Origin of the sequence: Halomonas sp. DQ26W (genome assembly GCF_003339685.1) — a bacterium.
In the GTDB taxonomy this organism is placed as follows: domain Bacteria; phylum Pseudomonadota; class Gammaproteobacteria; order Pseudomonadales; family Halomonadaceae; genus Halomonas.
In genome coordinates this window covers 31,102-48,065 of the sequence record NZ_QPKI01000008.1, presented here as the reverse complement: position 1 = coordinate 48,065, position 16,964 = coordinate 31,102, and the positions used below count along the sequence as shown (strand labels likewise).

At 61.5% G+C, this 16,964-nt stretch carries 12 protein-coding genes; 2 read left to right on the top strand and 10 right to left on the bottom strand.

Annotation, left to right across the window (positions count from 1 at the left end):
* Positions 1 to 16: 16 nt before the first annotated feature.
* The gene (locus DU490_RS06055) at positions 17 to 370 is read right to left on the bottom strand and encodes a metalloregulator ArsR/SmtB family transcription factor (protein WP_114573437.1); all 354 of its coding nucleotides are present in this window, start codon (positions 368 to 370) and stop codon (positions 17 to 19) included.
* A gap of 372 nt (positions 371 to 742) precedes the next feature.
* On the opposite strand from DU490_RS06055, the gene tal reads away from it, so the two are divergent.
* A complete protein-coding gene (gene tal, locus DU490_RS06050; RefSeq protein ID WP_114573436.1) occupies positions 743 to 1,681 on the top strand; it encodes a transaldolase in 939 nt (312 codons plus the stop codon).
* A 55-nt stretch (positions 1,682 to 1,736) separates the two neighbouring features.
* On the opposite strand, the gene DU490_RS06045 is transcribed toward tal, so the two are convergent.
* From DU490_RS06045 to DU490_RS06005, 9 genes are all read right to left on the bottom strand, one after another.
* Positions 1,737 to 2,246, bottom strand: coding sequence for an STAS domain-containing protein (locus DU490_RS06045; protein ID WP_114573435.1), 510 nt, complete (start codon positions 2,244 to 2,246; stop codon positions 1,737 to 1,739).
* The gene (locus tag DU490_RS06040; protein WP_114573434.1) at positions 2,236 to 3,438 is read right to left on the bottom strand and encodes a PP2C family protein-serine/threonine phosphatase; all 1,203 of its coding nucleotides are present in this window, start codon (positions 3,436 to 3,438) and stop codon (positions 2,236 to 2,238) included. The genes DU490_RS06045 and DU490_RS06040 overlap by 11 nt, the downstream gene beginning before the upstream one ends.
* 10 nt (positions 3,439 to 3,448) lie before the next feature.
* A complete protein-coding gene (locus DU490_RS06035; RefSeq protein WP_114573433.1) occupies positions 3,449 to 4,228 on the bottom strand; it encodes a VacJ family lipoprotein in 780 nt (259 codons plus the stop codon).
* A gap of 39 nt (positions 4,229 to 4,267) precedes the next feature.
* Complete coding sequence (locus tag DU490_RS06030; RefSeq protein WP_114573432.1) at positions 4,268 to 5,389, bottom strand: beta-ketoacyl-ACP synthase III; 1,122 nt, start codon at positions 5,387 to 5,389, stop codon at positions 4,268 to 4,270.
* A 79-nt stretch (positions 5,390 to 5,468) separates the two neighbouring features.
* Positions 5,469 to 9,476: an ATP-dependent RNA helicase HrpA gene (gene hrpA, locus DU490_RS06025; protein ID WP_404872833.1), complete on the bottom strand. Its 4,008-nt coding sequence runs from the start codon at positions 9,474 to 9,476 to the stop codon at positions 5,469 to 5,471.
* A gap of 205 nt (positions 9,477 to 9,681) precedes the next feature.
* Entirely contained in the window at positions 9,682 to 11,376 is a 1,695-nt protein-coding gene (locus DU490_RS06020) for an AMP-binding protein (protein WP_114573430.1), read from the bottom strand.
* A gap of 234 nt (positions 11,377 to 11,610) precedes the next feature.
* Positions 11,611 to 12,411, bottom strand: a complete 801-nt coding sequence (locus DU490_RS06015) for a class II glutamine amidotransferase (RefSeq protein ID WP_114573429.1) — start codon at positions 12,409 to 12,411, stop codon at positions 11,611 to 11,613.
* Positions 12,404 to 14,194, bottom strand: coding sequence for a vWA domain-containing protein (locus DU490_RS06010; protein ID WP_181869979.1), 1,791 nt, complete (start codon positions 14,192 to 14,194; stop codon positions 12,404 to 12,406). The genes DU490_RS06015 and DU490_RS06010 overlap by 8 nt, the downstream gene beginning before the upstream one ends.
* Before the next feature lie 97 nt (positions 14,195 to 14,291).
* Positions 14,292 to 14,741: a hypothetical protein gene (locus DU490_RS06005; RefSeq protein WP_114573427.1), complete on the bottom strand. Its 450-nt coding sequence runs from the start codon at positions 14,739 to 14,741 to the stop codon at positions 14,292 to 14,294.
* Between the two features lie 84 nt (positions 14,742 to 14,825).
* On the opposite strand from DU490_RS06005, the gene DU490_RS06000 reads away from it, so the two are divergent.
* Complete coding sequence (locus DU490_RS06000; RefSeq protein ID WP_114573426.1) at positions 14,826 to 16,940, top strand: S9 family peptidase; 2,115 nt, start codon at positions 14,826 to 14,828, stop codon at positions 16,938 to 16,940.
* Positions 16,941 to 16,964 lie beyond the last annotated feature (24 nt).

The window sequence follows — 16,964 nt, the reverse complement described above, 5'->3', positions numbered from 1 at the left end:
GGCGAAGTGGATTCCATCAGCACATGGCCAGGCGCCGATCGGGACGGTTACCCATATCCGTTAGGCGGTGCTGGAGCACAACCAAGCGCTCCGCATAACCCTTCTCAGCGGCCTGCAGCAGTTCGCCGACCCATTCCGGCATTCCTTCGGAGAGGCGATAGTAGACCCACTGACCGTCACGCCGGTCATTCAGCAGTCCACATGTCCGCAATTGGGCCAGGTGCCGCGAGACCTTAGGCTGGGACTCCTTCAGGGTATGGGTCATTTCGCAGACGCAGAGCTCCTCTTCCTTTCGGATCAACAGGGTCAGCGTCAAGCGCGTCTCGTCACCCAGACATTTTAAGAGTCGGGCGGGTTCGAGCAGGGTCAAGGGGGCCCCCTTCAAGGGTTCGCTAAAGTCTTTTCATTCTAACCCAATCCCATGTTAGCCGACAGCGCACAGCCAGGCCCGTCCACATGTCGAGCCTATGGAGGAAAGTGTCAAGCAGGCAAGGAGCGGTCGGCCAGCAGGACAGGCTTGCGCCCCAGCCCGTCGGAAAGGAGCCAGCGCCGTATTGGCTGCCACCAGCAGGGCCACGTGTTGTGGATTGAGGGTCAAGCCGGCGCCGAGCCGGTTGATGACGAACAGAGCGCTAGGCTGCTAATGATAGACCAAGTCGCCTGGCCTTGTCGCTCATCCCCCTGTTACCGCTCCAGGCCGCTTGCTAAAGTGGTCGAATACTCAACCCAGGAGCTTCAGACAATGGCAGAGGACCTGCTTTCACAACTCAAACAGATGAGTACCGTGGTTGCCGATACTGGAGATATCGACACCATCCGCCGATTCACACCGGAGGATGCCACGACCAATCCTTCACTGATCCTTCAAGCGGCACAGCAGGAAAGCCGGCGTGCCCGCCTGGCGGAGATCGCCCGCCACAGCACCGATATCGACGATGCCCTGGACGCCGTGGCAGTCGAGATCGGCAGTGAGATCAGTGCCCTGGTACCCGGCTATGTCTCGACTGAGGTCAGTGCCAGGCTCTCCTTTGATACCGACGCGACCCTGGCACGCGCGCGCTCCTTGATCGAGCGCTATGACCGTCACGGCATACCTCCCGAGCGCATCCTGATCAAGGTCGCCTCGACCTGGGAAGGCATACGCGCCGCACGTCAACTGGAGCGGGAAGGCATCCGTACCAACCTGACCCTACTCTTCAGCTTCACCCAGGCGCTGGCCTGTGCCGATGCCGGTGTCACGCTCGTCTCCCCCTTCGTCGGCCGCATCCTGGACTGGCACAAGGCGGAGTGGCCGGATGCCGACTTCAGTGGTGATAAAGACCCCGGCGTCAAATCGGTCAGGCGGATCTACGAGCATTACAAGGGGCACGGATACCGCACCATCGTCATGGGCGCAAGCTTTCGCAACATGGGCGAAATCCAGGCGCTGGCAGGCTGCGACCGCCTGACGATTTCCCCTGCTCTGCTTGGCGAGCTGTCGGAAACCCAAGGTCAGCTCGAGCGTCGCCTGGTTCCGATCGATGCCGAAACCTCGGCCCCGGAACCCCAGGATGAAGCCGAATTCCGCTGGTCGCTCAATGAAGATGCCATGGCCACCGAGAAGCTGGCCGAAGGGATTCGCAAGTTCACCGCCGATCAGCGCAAACTGGAGACGCTGCTGGCAGAATTGAGAAAGATATAGTTGCGCCGGGCATCGGAGGCCCTGGGCTGTTTATCTGCTCAGGGCTGACACCCGCTCAGGGTTGTTTCGAAGCGACTTCCTGGGCTTCCAGCATCTCGACGAGCGGCTGAAATTCCTCACGATTGTGTTCGCTCATGCGCATGAGGATACGGTGCGCCTCGAGAATTCGCTGTCGGGTTTCCTCCATGTCGGCCGGCACTTCGGGAATCTCACACAGCGTGCAGGACTCGGTGATGGGCGTCTCCACCATGGTGAAGAACTGCGAAAAGCCCATGATTTCAAGCATGCGCTGCACATCGGGATTGTTTACCACGATGGTTGGCTTGAAGGAAATCCGGTCCTTGACTGCCATGGCCACTTTGGCCAGGAATCCCAGGGCGGTGGAATCCACATTGGTTGCTTCACGCAGATCGATGATCAGCGTCTGTAGGCCAGGCGTCTGCGCAAGCTGCTGAGCCTGGCTGTCCAGCGTGGCACAAAGCGTAAGACGTACGTCGCCGCAAAGCTTGAGAACGAAGACGCCGGAGTCGAACGCGGCCTTTACGCGGCCCTCATTAGTGATCATCGCCAAATCCGCTCAACATCATGATCGTCAAGTCATCGGGCAGCTCTTCGCCACTGTGCTCCCCTTCGGCATTGATGTCACCGGAAGCGCTCAGGGCCAGGCTGTCTCGAAGCCGTTCCAACGTAGTACAGCTTAGAACACGTTGCTCCAGTTCCCTGAGCCTCATGTCGAGCATCTCACCCGGCAGGCACTCCAGAATCCCATCTGAACACAACCATAACGTGAAGTTCGGCGGTAACCTATACCTCAAACGTGGATACTCCACGCTGGGAAACAGGCCCACCGGCATGCCTTCGCCAGGCAATTCGACCACCTTGCCATCGGCCACCAGCAGCGGCTTCGGGAGCTGAGCGCCCAACGAGTAGTACAGGCAGTGATCGACATGGTCAATCACCCCGACAAACAGGGTGGCGTGCTTACCAATCCCGGTATCGAGAAGTTCTCGGTTCAGCGCCGTCAGCCACTGCGCCGGCAGGTGATCCGGTTGTTTTCCGTCCCACTCACTTAGCCAGCGGTTGCACAGATACTTGAGCAGAACGGTGACGAATGCCGAAGAGGCACCATGACCCGACACATCGGCGAAATAGAACAGCGTGTAGCGATCATCGTAGCGCTGAAAATCGAGGAAATCACCCGATAGGTAGAGCGACGGCACCAGCCAGTAATCGCAGGTGACCCCACCCAGGGTCTGGGGGTGCGGTGGCAGCAGCTTGCGCTGAATCTGCCCCCCCGCCTGCTGGTCAAGGCGCAACAGCGCCAGGTGGGTCTCCAGGCTCTCGTTGAGTTCTTCAAGGTGCTCGTTCAGCTGGGCCAGGTGTGCTCGATCGCGACTACGCTCGTCCTCTAGGCGGTGCAGTTCGATAACCTTGCGAATCATGCGCCGCAGCAGTTGACCATGACGCATGGGCTCGACGACATAGTCCACCAGGCCCACGTCCACTGCCGTCAGCAAGTCGGCATCCAGACGTGAGTCGCTCACTACCACCGTCGGCAGACGCTCGGTCAGGCTCGCCCACGCCAGGCTCGGCACCGCCCGTGCATGAGCGACGACCAGCGAAGTCTCGGAAGGGAGATCCTCAAGCCTCTCGGCGGCAAGCACCGCCAAGCCATCGCGGGCAATAGTGTCAGCCAGGGCATCACGATAATCGCCCGGTTCGTCGAGTACGCCAATCAACGGCTTGGGTGCATCCATGAATCAGGCCTCAATCGGCGAAATCAGAATCGTCGAAGTCCGCATCGTCGAAATCGAAATCGTAGTCATCGCTGGCAAAGGGATCGTCGCCCAGCTCCCCGTCACTGACTTCGAAACGCCTTCGCTGCAGGTAGGCATCGCGAATGAAGACATAGCGGTCACCACGTATCAGCTCCTCCTGATCGAGAAGTCCTGCGCGCATGTCCACTACCCGCAGAGCGGTCAGACCGTATCGCACCTTGTCATCTTCTACATAAGTGAGAGGATAAGTATAGGTGTCAAGCGGCAGACCAGCAGTATCACGTACGTTGCTCGGGCCCAGGAGAGGCAGCACCAGGTAGGGTCCTTCACCGAAACCCCAGACTCCCAGCGTCTGACCAAAATCCTCGTCGCGCCCGGTGATGTCCATATGGGTTGCAAAATCCCAGAGACCACCGATACCTACGGTGGTATTGATCAGGAAGCGCGAAGTGGCAATACCGGCATTGCCAGGCTTGCCCTGCAGCAGGCTGTTCAACACCGTACGAGGCTCACCAAGGTTGGAGAAGAAATTCCCCACTCCGGTCTGCACCGGCTGGGGCGCAACGGTGCGATAGCCACGTGAAATCGGCTTGAGGATTGCACGATCCAATGCATCGTTGAAGGTGAAAACCTGTCGATTGAACCCCTCCCAGGGATCATCCGGATGACGATCCTCGATCGGTACGTTGCTGGCACAGCCGGCCAGCATGAGCAATGTCGTCAAGGCGACCAGAGGCCGTGTGACGGAGCCGGTCCGCTTATTGGCCATCGCTTGAGTCCCCCTTCATGGTTAACCGGAGTGGCAGCATCATTGGCGACGTACCACAATGCAGCCGGCACTGTAACCGGCACCAAAGGAGCAGACCACCCCCAGCGCGCCCGATGCCAGGTCGGCATGGTGGAGATGCAAGGCAATGATGGAACCTGCCGAGCTGGTGTTGGCGTAGCGATCAAGGATGATCGGCGCCTGGGCGGCATCGGGATCGTGACCCAAAACCCGCCGCGCGATCAGGTCGTTCATGTGGCGGTTGGCTTGATGCAGCCACAGCCGGGAAAGGTCGCTGCCGGAGAGTTCGAGACTGGCCAGGTGGTCGCTGATCAGAGCCGCCACCATGGGGCAGACCTCCTTGAATACCCGCCGTCCTTCCTGCACGAAAAGCTTGTCGACCGCCTGGGGATCGCTATCGGTGACTCGATTGAGGAAGCCGGCATTGTTACGGATGGCATTCGAGAAGCGTGTGACCAAGCGTGTGCCGAGGACCTCGAAGCGCAGCTCCGCGGCTGCCAGCTCCGCATCTTCCAGCACCACGGCGGTACAGGCATCACCGAAGATGAAATGACTGTCTCGGTCACGAAAATTGAGATGCGCCGAACAGATCTCCGGGCTGACCACCAACGCGCGTTTGACATTCCCGGAGCGAATGGCACTGGTGGCCATGTCGATGGCGAACGTGGCCGACGAGCAGGCCACGTTCATGTCGAAGGCACATCCGTTAGCGCCCAGCGCCGCCTGAAGTTCAACCGCCACCGCCGGGTAGGGGCGTTCCAGGTTGGAACAGGCGACGATGACCAGCCCGATGTCGCCGGCCTCGACACCCGCGGCTGCCAGTGCCTGCCGGGCCGCCGACAGGCCCATCTCGCACTGGATCGATGGTTCGTCGTTGGCGCGCTGAGGTAGGTGCGGGCGCATGCGGTCAATATCGAGAACCCCCTTGGCATCCATTACGTAGCGGCTATGGATACCCGACGCCTTGACGATGAACTCGCTGCTCGAGTGGGCCAGCGGCACCGCATCGCCCGCCTCGATGGCAACCGCATTGCGGCTGTTTTCGGCATCGACCCAGCGGTTGAACGACGCCACCAGGGCATCATTGTCGATGGCGTGTTCCGGCGTAAAGAGGCCCGTACCGGTAATCACGACGTCAGTCATCATTTTCTCCCTCATGCGGCCGCCTGGCCGCTGGTTCGGCACCGGCACAGCGATGCCTCATGTCTCGTTTATCGGCCAGTCAGGCCCCGCCTTGACCGTGGCCCACCAGCGCCGTCCAGCGCCGCTCGAGGCGCTTGACGGAAACCGGCATCCGGGTGCCGAGTTGCTGCGCGAACAGCGATACACGCAGCTCCTCGATCCACCAGCCGAACTCGACCAGTTCCGGGTCCTCGTGCCCACCACGCCGCTGACTCTCGCGTCGGGCTGTCAAGCGTGCCTCGAAGTCCTGCACCATCTGCATGTGCATCTGATCGCGCATGCGCTCCTTCGGCGCCTTCTCCAAGCGAAGCAATGCGGCATCCATGTAGCGAGGATATTCGCAGAGCCATTCACCGGCTTTCCCCACGAAGCCCGGGTAAACAAGACGCTGCATCTGGGCCTTGATATCACTGTAAACCAGCGCCAGAGCCAGACTGAGATTACCCTTCAACGCCTTAGTCACTGCCAGGTGCCCTTCGAGTGAAGCCTTCAGCGTAGCAACCAGGGTTTCGGCCTGCGGCAGGAGCTCTGAGGCACAGCAGCTGATGCGTTTCTCCAGCTCCTCTCGGCAACGCGGCAGGGGTGAGGTGGCCAGCACCTGGGTGAATACAGCTTCCACCACATCCTCGTTGAGCTGTCGCTTGCTGCCGACCTTGGCAAACAGCAGCGCACAGGTATTGAGCCCGGACAGCCGCTCGATGGCCTTGACCTGCTCCGGCAGCCTCGCCATGGCCAGCCTCGCCACACCGGTGCGATGCGCCTGCTCGGCCTTACCCGGATGGTCGAAGAGTTCAACCCGAAAGGCATCGCCATCGGGCACCAGTGCGGGATAGGCTTCAACCCGTATGCCGGCCTGCGTGGTTACTCGCGAGGGGGGCAACGCCTCTACCGGCAAGTCCGTAACCGCCTCAGCGGCGCTGGCTTCCGCGGCCAGGGCCCTGGCCCCTTCACCGGCGGCCGCCTCGAAACGGCGCTCCAGGGTCCGGGCATCGCGTCCCTCGCCCAGTGTATTTCCCTCGTGATCGACGACCCTGAGGTTCATGATCAGGTGCGGTTCGAGCTGCTCCGTACGCCAGTCATCCGGGTGGGCCCGCACACCGGTCTTGCGGCGCAGGAACTCGCCCAAGGCTTCGGTCAGCGGAATGTCATCGGGCACCAGCGCCTCAAGGGCCGCATCCACCCAGTCGGGAATCGGCACAACCTGGCGACGCATCGACTTGGGCAGCGACTTCAGCAGTGCAATGCACTTGTCGCGCAGCAGTCCCGGCACCAGCCATTCCAGGCGTGCCAATGGCAGCTGGGGCAACATGGCAGCCGGCACCGTCAAGGTCACGCCGTCGTCAGGCGCGCCAGGCTCGAAGCGATAGCTCAACGGGTAGCGTACTCCATTCAGCACCAGTTCATCCGGGTATTGTGCCTGGGTGACCTCTTCGGCTTCACGGGCGAGCAGCGCGCCACGGTTGAACTTGAGAATGTCGGGGTCGTCGCGCTCGGCTTGGCGCCGCCAATGCTCGAACCCCTTGCCGTTGAAGATATCGGCGGGGAGGCGAGCATCGTAGAAAGCGAACAGCGTTTCTTCATCGACAAGAATATCACGCTTTCGTGCACGATCCTCGAGCCCCTCGACCTCTTCGACCAATGCGCGATTGTAGTCGAAGAAGCCCCCCCGAGTGCGGAATTCGCCTTCCACCAGAGCACGACGCAGGAACAACTCCCGTGCCTCCCCGGGGGCAATGGGGCCATAGTGAACCTTGCGACCCGAGACGATGGGCAGCCCGAACAGAGTCACCAGCTCATTGGCAACAACCTGAGCACGCTTCATTTCCCAGTGGGGGTCGCTGTAGGTGCGCTTGACCAGGTGGTCGGCCAGTGGTTCTATCCACTGCGGTTCGATTCTGGCAACCGTGCGGGCGAACAGCTTCGACGTTTCCACCAGTTCAAAGGCCATCAACCACTTGGGTGATTTCCTGGCGAGCCCCGAACCCGGGTGTATGACGAACTTGCGGTTGCGTGCGCCCAGGTATTCGCGGTTTTCGGTGAGCAGGCCTAGGTGTGACAGCAGTCCGGACAGCAGCGCCTTGTGAAGCTGTACGGCGCTCTCCCGACGCGCACTATCTCGATGGGCACTATCTCGATGGGCACTATCTCGATGGGCACTATCTCGATGGGCACTATCCCGGGCCGAGTCGCCATCGCCATCAGCGGCGGGAAGTGGTGCGGGTGGAGGCACCTCGATGTCCATGTCACGCAGCAGTTGGCGCAACTGGCGGAAGGTATCGTGCCACTCGCGTAGCCGCAGATAATTCAGGTAGTGCTCCTTGCACCAGCGCCGCAACCGGTTGCCGGAAAACTCGTTGCGGGCGGCCTCGAAGCCATTCCAGAGATTGAGCAACGCAACGAAGTCGGAGTCTGGGTCCTGCCAGCGTCGATGCGCCTGATCGGCGGCCTCACGCTTGTCCGACGGACGGTCGCGGGGGTCCTGTGCCGCCAATGCCGAAACCACGATCAGCACCTCGCGCAGCCCACCCTGCTCCGCCCCTGCCAGCACCATGCGCGCCAGGCGGGGATCGATGGGCAGCCGGCCGAGCTTACGACCCACCGGCGTCAGGCGGTTGGCATGGTCGACGGCGCCCAGCTCGAACAACAAACGAAAGCCATCCTTGATGAAACGGGTATCCGGCGGGTCGACAAAGGGGAAGTCCTCGATATCGCCCAGCTTAAGCGACAGCATTGACAGGATCACCGAGGCCAGGTTGGTGCGCCGGATCTCGGGATCAGTGAAGCCAGGGCGGGAGAGGAAGTTTTCCTCGTCATAGAGGCGAATACAGACACCTTCCGCCACCCGGCCACAGCGACCCTTGCGCTGGTCGGCACTAGCCTGGCTGATCGGCTCCACCGGGAGGCGCTGGATCTTGGACTTGTAGCTGTAGCGACTGATACGCACCAGCCCGGGATCGATGACATAGCGAATGCCCGGCACCGTCAGCGAGGTTTCGGCGACATTGGTGGCAAGTACGATGCGACGCCCGGCATGGACCGCGAAGACCCGGTTCTGCTCGGCGTTGGAAAGTCGCGCATAAAGCGGCAGGATCTCGGTGTCCTTGAGCTCGGCGCGGCGTAGCGTATCCGCTGCCTCGCGGATTTCACGCTCCCCGGGCAGGAAGATCAGGATGTCCCGGGGGCCATGGAACCAGCGCTTCTCGCGCTCGACCGCTTCGATCTCCTCCACCGCATGGAGGATGCCCTCCTGCAGCGTACGGTCGGCCTCGTCTTCGGCTTCGCGCACCAGGGGCCGATAGCGCACCTCCACCGGATAGGTGCGACCCGAGACCTCCACTACCGGCGCCGGCCTTGGCTCGCCATCCTCACCGGGCAGGGCGAAGTGCGCGGCGAAGCGCTCCACATCGATGGTCGCCGAGGTAATGATCACCTTCAGGTCGGAACGACGTGCCAGTAGCCGCTTCAAATAGCCGAGCAGAAAGTCGATATTGAGGCTGCGTTCGTGAGCCTCGTCGATGATGATCGCTTCGTAACGGGTCAAGTCCGGGTCATGGCGCGTTTCGGCCAGTAGGATACCGTCGGTCATCAGCTTGATCAGGGTGTCGTCGCCGGTTTCGTCGGTGAAACGGACCTGGTAACCCACCTGCCCGCCCAGGGGCACGGCCATCTCCTCGGCCAGCCGTGTCGCCACGGAACGTGCCGCCAGTCGGCGCGGCTGGGTATGACCGACCAGGCCACGACGCCCCAGGCCCAGCTCCAGGCAAAGCTTGGGCAGCTGGGTGGTCTTGCCGGACCCCGTCTCCCCCGCCACCACCACGACCTGGTGCTCGCGCAGGGCGGCAAGAATGTCGTCACGCCGCTCGACCACCGGCAGGGATTCGGGATAGGTCAGCGCCACCGGAATTGCCGCACGCTGGGAAACCAGTGCGGATGAGCGATCGACGGCCCGTCCGGCTTCGGCAAGCCCCCGGCCAACCGGCTTGCCCTCTTTCAGGCGCCGCGCTAGCCCATCGAGCCGACGCACGAGCCCGGCACGGTCACGCAACATGACGGCATCGAGCGCCCGATAGAGGCGGTCGAGTTCGTTGCTCTCCGGGGAGGTGGTGGCAGAACCTGGACGGGTTGCGGTGGTCACGACATCCTCAAGCAAATGGAAAAAACCTGCCCGCTCCGGGCAGGCCGGAACGGGCAGGTCATTGTAACGCTCAGCGGTGGGTCGCGCCTAATGCGACCTGGCGGCGTCCAAAGGTGGGTCAGGCCTGCTTCTGTCCCTTTTCTCCCTTCTCTCCCGGCTCTTCATCACGCAACTGGCGACGCAGCACCTTGCCGACGTTGGTCTTCGGCAACTCGTCACGGAATTCCACGAACCTGGGCACCTTGTAGGCCGTTAACTCCTTCTTGCACCAGTCACGCAGGCTCTTCTCGTCCAGGCTCTCATCCTTGGAGACCACGAACAGTTTGACCGCCTCGCCGCTGCTTTCGTCGGGCACGCCAACGGCTGCTGCCTCGACGATGCCGGGGTGCGCCGCCACCACGTCCTCGATCTCATTGGGATAGACGTTGAAACCCGATACCAGGATCATGTCCTTCTTGCGGTCAACGATCTTGATGTAGCCATCCTCCTGCAGCACGGCGATGTCACCTGTGGAGAACCAGCCGTCGTCGCTCAGCACCTTGGCGGTTTCATCGTCGAGGTTCCAATACCCCTTCATGACCTGCGGACCCTTGACACACAGCTCACCGGGCTCGCCCAGCGGCAGGTCGTTGCCGTCGACATCCACGACCTTGACCGAGGTACCGGCCACCGGCTTGCCGATGGTGCCAAGCTGAATATCATCGATCGGGTTGAAGCTGACAACAGGAGAGGTCTCGGTGAGTCCGTAACCTTCGGCAATATCGCAGCCCGTGACTTCTTTCCAGCGCTCTGCCGAGGCCTTGGTCAACGCCATGCCGCCGGAAATGGTCAGGTGCAGGTGGGAGAAGTCGAGATTACGGAAGTCGTCACGATTGCACAGGGCGTTGAACAGGGTGTTCAGGCCAATGAAGGCCGTGAATTTGATGCTCTTGAGCTCCTTGACGAAGTTGTCCAGGTCCCGGGGATTGGTGATCAGGATCGAGTGATTGCCGGTTTTCATCAGAAACAGGCAGTTCACGGTAAAGGTATAGATGTGGTAGACCGGCAGCGGCGCAATCACCACCTCCTTGCCTTCGTCCAGGCCCGGGCCGATGGCCGCATCCGCCTGGAGCATGTTGGCCACCAGGTTGCAATGGGTCAGCATGGTGCCCTTGGGCATGCCGGTAGTGCCGCCGGTGTACTGAAGTGCGGCGATATCGTCCAGTTCGCGCTCGACCTCACGATGATCGCGCGAAGCACCATCATTCAGCGCCTTGCGGAACGATACCGCCATGGGCAGCGAGTAGGACGGCACCATCTTCTTGACATACTTGACCACGGCATTGATCAGGAACCGCTTGGGAAAACCGTGCAGGTCACCAAGCTCGGTAACCAGAACGTGCTCGATATCGGTACGATCGATCACCTTCTCGAGCTTGTCAGCCATGTTGGCGAGAATGAGAATTGCCTTGGCGCCGGAATCCTTGAACTGGTGGGCCATCTCGCGTTCGGTATAGAGCGGGTTGGTATTGACCACCACCAGACCGGCACGCATGGCACCGAAAACCGCTACGGGAAACTGAAGGACATTGGGCAGTTGGATGGCAATGCGATCGCCAGGCTGCAGCCCGGTTTCATGTTGTAGCCAGGCCGCAAAGTTTCCAGAGAGCTTGTCCAGTTCGGCGAAGGTGAGGGCCTGACCCATGCAAGTGAAGGCCGGGTTATCGGCGAACCGTTTCACCGCCTCATGAAAGACATCCATGAGCGACCGGTAATTTTCCATCCCCTTCAGCTCGGGTCCAGTCAGAATCTGGGCATTGGCGTGCTCACTCATCAGTCTCATCTCCGCAGCATCGTCGACGTCGGTCGCTCACCATCGAGCATCAACCATTTTTATTGTGACAGGCCGCTAAGATATACCAGGCGCCACACAACTGTAAAACAGACGATTGAAACAGACGTTCATCCCCATGCCATCTGTCCCTTTGGCAAGCTGCTGTATCCAAAGCTGGGCAAAAAAAGTCAAAAAGGCAAGTGGGGTGTTCGACGCTGATCCCCGGCCTTGCCGTTAATCGACCACGCCATCGGGGCCGAAGCGGGCCTCGATCCTGCCATGGCGCCAGACAAGCAGCTCCCCCGGCTGCATTCGCACCCACTCCTCGTTGCAGGTCAGTGGCTCGGTGGCCACTACCGATACGATGTCGTCGGTAGTGGTGTGCTCGGCAAAGTTCACCGTCAGTTCGGCATCGGAGAGCTCGGCCTTGCCGAAGGGGGCCCGTCGAGTGATATGGGCAAGCTTGGTGGAGCAATAGGTATAAAGATACTCGCCGTCCGATAACAGCAGGTTGAAGACGCCCAAACTGCGCAGCCGCTCACATAGCTCATGCAGCCAATGCCAAAGCGCCGCTGACTCGCCCTGCGGCGGGGCGAAGGGAAAACGGTGGCGCAATTCGGCCAACATCCAGCAGAAGGCATGCTCGCTATCGGTATCGCCCACCGGGCGATAGAAGCTCAGTGGCTGAGCCTGCCAGCCCTCGAGCTGGCCATTATGCGCATAGCACCAGGTACGCCCCCACATTTCCCGGGTAAATGGGTGAGTGTTGGCCAGGCGCACTTCTCCCACATTTGCCTGGCGAATATGGCTGATAGCGATGTGCGATTTAATCGGGTAATCGGTGATCAGCCGGGCGATCGGCGAGCGAACCGAGGGGTGCGGGTCGCGAAAGTCGCGGTAACCTCCTGCTTCGTAGAATGCTATTCCCCAACCATCCCGATGCGGTCCGGTACCGCCACCGCGGTGCAGAAAGCCGGTAAAGCTAAAACAGATATCCGTGGGCACATTGGCACTCATACCCAATAATTCACACATGCGGCTCCTCCCGTCGCTTCGTCGTGACACGTCGCCGCCGCATGCGCCGCTGCCTACGCCGCCAGACCAGGCCCAGCAACAACAGCGCAACGACCAGCAACGCCAGCCCCCAGATACGCGGGTCGTGCCTGCCAGCCTCGAGCTTTCGCTCAACCACGGGCCGCCAATCGTTCCATCGGCTCTGGGCCAGCCGAGGGAATCGCTCCATCAGGGTGACGAGTCGATCCATGTTGCCAGGCTGGGAGGCAGAGGAAGTCGATTCACGCACCGGATCCAGCTCTTCATGAAAGCGCTCGATACCCAGCATTGTTGGAGCGGCGGCTTGATCGATCGTGATTTCGCCTTGCGGGAACAGCAACAGCCTGGGCAGCCGCAGCTCACGTGTTTCACCGTCGAGTGTCACCTCTGCGCGCAACAGCAATGGCTGGCTGAGCCCCCGATCCAACGCCGGCAACCCGATCATCCAGTGCCGGGTCGTCTGCGGTTCGGCGTCCAGTCGCTCGCCCTGCAACTGCCCGTGGAGCCGCGTATTGTCGTGATCCAGAAAGGGGTGTTCGGCCGTCAACACGACACGGTCATTTTCCTCCTCATGACGCGCCACGATAGCCGGCAAGACGTTGACCGCCTGAATCCGCTGGCGCCTGAAGCCCTGCCCCTCCGCTCGAATCACCAATTGGGCCGTTCCAGTCAGCGCAGGTGCCGGCAAGGTACCGGTGAAGCGCTCGTCCTGCCGCTCGAGCACCACCGCCGACTGGGTCGAGCCCGTGTCGTCGTGCAATAGCGCGCTCATCTCCAGATGAGCCGGCAACGCATCCTGGCTTACCATTTCGCCCTCATCAGTCAGCCAGGCTTCGAGTGGCACGTCGAAACCCAGATAGAACGTACCGGGGACTCCACTGGTCTGCAGGCTCAGCGCGGAGGCGATGGTAATCCGACTATCCTTGTCCACTCCCCCTTCGAGGCGCCACTGCCCCGGCATGGGGCTCGGAACCTGCACCAGGTCATAGCGGGACTCGCTTCTCCAGGTGGCACCCTCGGGGGGAGAGTCCACCGTGAATCGGCTGCCATCCGGTGCGATCAGCACCGGAGGCGACCTTTCGCGACCGTCAGTCTCACCCGCCCCCTCGTGAAACAGCAGGGCAGTGAAACCATCGAGGCCAGGCTCGACAAGAAATTGATCGTCGGTCAGAGGGAGGCGATCACTAGGGAAGATGCGATCGAAGACATTAAGGAAAGCACCCAGCAGGGCATCCGGGCTCTCGACCGGGGCAGACAGCCCGCCAGTCTGCTGAGACAGGCGTTCGACCAGATCCAGGTCGGCCTCGCCGGAGAAGGCGACAGCATGAATCGCAACTTCCTCGACGGCCAGGCGGGGGCCAACGGACTCCAGCAATGTCCGACGGGAGACATCGTCGATACCCGGTTTGGCACCGTACCTTGGAGGAAGGTCGATCACCCCATCGGTCAGCAGCACCAGATGCCGAGTGCCGTTGGCCTCTGGTGCCGAGGCATCACGAATGGCGGACTCGATGTCGGTGAACTGCTGGTACTCCACCAGTTCGGGCGCCAGCGCCATCGCCTGCTCTCGCCACTCGGGATTGACCGGCCCCGGAGGCAGGGGATTCTCGACACGCTCACCGAAGGTCCAGACACCGGCTCTCGCCCCGCTGGGCAGCAAGGCCACAAGTAGCTCCAGGGCTTCCGCCGCCAACTGCTCGGGGTCGTTGTGGTACATGCTGCCGGAAACGTCGATGATCACTCTGACGTCCGGCCGCTCATCCATTGGGGCCGCATGAAGGCTACCCGACAGCAACACTGAACACAGCAACACTGCCAGCCAAAGCCAACTCTTTTGCAACACCCTCCCCATTGGGGGCTCCCTAGCCGATCATCGGCTCACGGCGCTCGCGCGGCTCGCGGGATTGTCCACCGTCGCGGCCATCACGCCCTTTGTTATCGTCATCGTCGGTTTGCGTATCATCATTCGCCGGGCGCAACATCCACCACTGCAGCAGCCCAACGGCGATTCCCAGCCCTGCGCCGGCCGCCACCAGCAGAGCGGAAGACATCATGGCCGCGGCATTGCGCTCGAGAAGGGCGACGGTAGCCACAACCACGGCCGGTGCCAATCCGGTGTAGAATTCACCTTCTTCCACCAGCGGCAAGCGGAAGCGAGTGGGCACCCAGAGTATGCCGGCCACTGCCCAGACAAGAGGTAGCCGCAACAGGCGCGGCAGGAAAGCCAGTCCCAGATAGCCGGTGACGAGTATCACCAGCGACAAACCCAGATAGGTCAGCCATAGTAGGGACATCGAATCGGTCGTCAGCATCGATACCTCATTCAGCGCTACGGTCGGCCACGAGTCGGACCGCACAGGATTAAATTCGCTATAGAGTATGGTACACGCGACCCAATGAAAGCACAGCCACCCCGTAACACCAGCAATGCGCCGTCAACCGATGGGCACCGCTTTTCCCCCGTCACCCGTTTTCGCCGCGCCGATGAGCCCGAGTGGCACTGGCTTGAGAATCGTGACGACCCGGACGTCAACGCCTTCCTCGAAGCGGCTAACCGGGAATCCCGTGCCTGGATGAGTCCTCTCGACGGCCTGGTGGAGCGCCTCTACCATGGTCATCTGGCACGACGGGAACTCGCCGTTCATGGCCTGCCAACGGCACTGGATCACTACACCTACTGGAGCGAGACGGCGGTCGATGCCGACTATCCCGTCTGGTGGCGTCATCCCAATGGCCGCGAGCAGGAAGCCAGCCCGTTTCTCGACCTGCATGCCCGGGCCGAACAGCAGCGCTTTCTCGAACTCGGCGACATGGCATTGTCACCAGACGAGCACTGGCTGGCCTGGACCGAGGATATCAGTGGCGATGAGCGCTACGCACTCTATATCAAACACCTGCCTTGCGGCGAGCCGGTTGCCCTGCTCGACGACATCGCCTCGGAGCTGAGTTGGGCAGAAGATAACCGTACGCTGCTTTTTACACGGTTCGATGCGACCCAGCGGCCGGACAGCATCTGGCGATTGCCCCTTATCCTGGAAGCGGACAACATTCCCCGGGCGGATGACCCGATATGCATGTTGCAGGAGTCAGACCCCGAGTTCTGGGTCGGTCTGGGCAAGACACGCTCACGCGAGTGGCTGGTACTGGATAGCGCTTCCAAGGACACCAGCGAATGTTATCTGGTCCCCGCCAGGGATCCTGCCGCCATCCCCCGCTGCTTCCGGCCACGGGAAAGAGGCGTGGAGTACGGCGTTGAGCATCGCCCCGGGCACTTCTATGTCCTTCATAATCGCGATGCTCCACACTTCCGCCTGGACAGGGTGGACGAAGCCCGGCTTGATAACGCCTGGCAACCCTTGGTGGCGCACCGCGAGGGTGCCACGCTGGAAGGCGTAGATGCCTTTGCCTGGGGCCTTATATTGACCGAGCGCGACCACCACGAAGCGCAGGTCCATGTGCGTGTCATCGAACTCGATCCACACCATGGCGTCACCCGTGATACCCGGCTGCCGCTGCCCGAATCCCCTTGCAGCCTGATGCTGGGCGACATGCCGCACTTCGCCAGCCGCCGCTTACGCCTGCGTGAAGAGTCTTTTGTCATGCCGGTGCGCTGGCTGGAACATGATCTGGACAACGGTGAACGACGGGTACTGAAGACCCAGACGATTCATGGCGACCTGCAGCCCGACGACCTTTCCTGTCAACGACTCTGGGCCACGGCTCACGATGGCGAACGCATTCCCGTTTCGGTAGTGATGCGTGCCGATCTCGCCGGTCATCCGCTGCCCACCCTGCTCTATGGCTATGGTGCCTACGGCGAGGTGCTCGACCCCTGGTTCTCGGTGGCCCGCCTCGAACTGCTAAGCCGCGGTGTGGCCTTCGCCGTTGCTCACGTTCGTGGCGGCGGTGACCGTGGCGAGCCCTGGTATCTTGCCGGCAAGATGGAGCACAAGGAAAACAGCTTCCGGGACTTCCTGGCGGCACGCAACACCTTGGTCGAAAAGGGATTCAGCGACGGGGAACGCATAGCGGCCTACGGTGCCAGTGCAGGCGGCCTGCTGGTCGGGGCCAGCCTCAACCTGGCCCCTGAAGCGTTCTGCGCTGCCGTTCTCGATGTTCCCTTCGTCGATGTCCTGCGCACCATGGAGAACCCAGATCTGCCACTGACCACGGCCGAATACACGGAGTGGGGCAACCCTGAAACCCCGGACATGCGCCGGCATATTCGCAGCTACTCCCCTCTCGACAACCTCTCGGCCCTGCCCTATCCGGCTCTATTCCTTCAGGGTAGCTGGCACGATACCCGGGTGCCCTACTGGGAGCCCGCCAAGCTCTACGCGCGAGTCACCGAGCTCGGCTCGGCCCGCGGGCCGGTGCTGCTTCGAACAGACATGGATGCCGGGCATGGCGGTGCCTCTGGCAGGTTCAAGGCCTGGCACGACAATGCCCGTCAAGATGCCTTCATCCTCTGGGCACTGGGGCTTGCAGCCAGCAGCGCCGCTGCTGGCTGAAACGCAGCAAGCCCGGCTTGCCGC

What these genes read in the sequence shown, in the direction of transcription:
- tal (WP_114573436.1), top strand. Translation starts at nt 743, where the DNA reads ATGGCAGAGGACCTGCTTTCACAACTCAAACAGATGAGTACCGTGGTT.
- DU490_RS06045 (WP_114573435.1), bottom strand. Translation starts at nt 2,246, where the DNA reads ATGATCACTAATGAGGGCCGCGTAAAGGCCGCGTTCGACTCCGGCGTC.
- DU490_RS06040 (WP_114573434.1), bottom strand. Translation starts at nt 3,438, where the DNA reads ATGGATGCACCCAAGCCGTTGATTGGCGTACTCGACGAACCGGGCGAT.
- DU490_RS06035 (WP_114573433.1), bottom strand. Translation starts at nt 4,228, where the DNA reads ATGGCCAATAAGCGGACCGGCTCCGTCACACGGCCTCTGGTCGCCTTG.
- DU490_RS06030 (WP_114573432.1), bottom strand. Translation starts at nt 5,389, where the DNA reads ATGACTGACGTCGTGATTACCGGTACGGGCCTCTTTACGCCGGAACAC.
- hrpA (WP_404872833.1), bottom strand. Translation starts at nt 9,476, where the DNA reads ATGTTGCGTGACCGTGCCGGGCTCGTGCGTCGGCTCGATGGGCTAGCG.
- DU490_RS06020 (WP_114573430.1), bottom strand. Translation starts at nt 11,376, where the DNA reads ATGAGTGAGCACGCCAATGCCCAGATTCTGACTGGACCCGAGCTGAAG.
- DU490_RS06015 (WP_114573429.1), bottom strand. Translation starts at nt 12,411, where the DNA reads ATGTGTGAATTATTGGGTATGAGTGCCAATGTGCCCACGGATATCTGT.
- DU490_RS06010 (WP_181869979.1), bottom strand. Translation starts at nt 14,194, where the DNA reads ATGGATGAGCGGCCGGACGTCAGAGTGATCATCGACGTTTCCGGCAGC.
- DU490_RS06005 (WP_114573427.1), bottom strand. Translation starts at nt 14,741, where the DNA reads ATGCTGACGACCGATTCGATGTCCCTACTATGGCTGACCTATCTGGGT.
- DU490_RS06000 (WP_114573426.1), top strand. Translation starts at nt 14,826, where the DNA reads ATGAAAGCACAGCCACCCCGTAACACCAGCAATGCGCCGTCAACCGAT.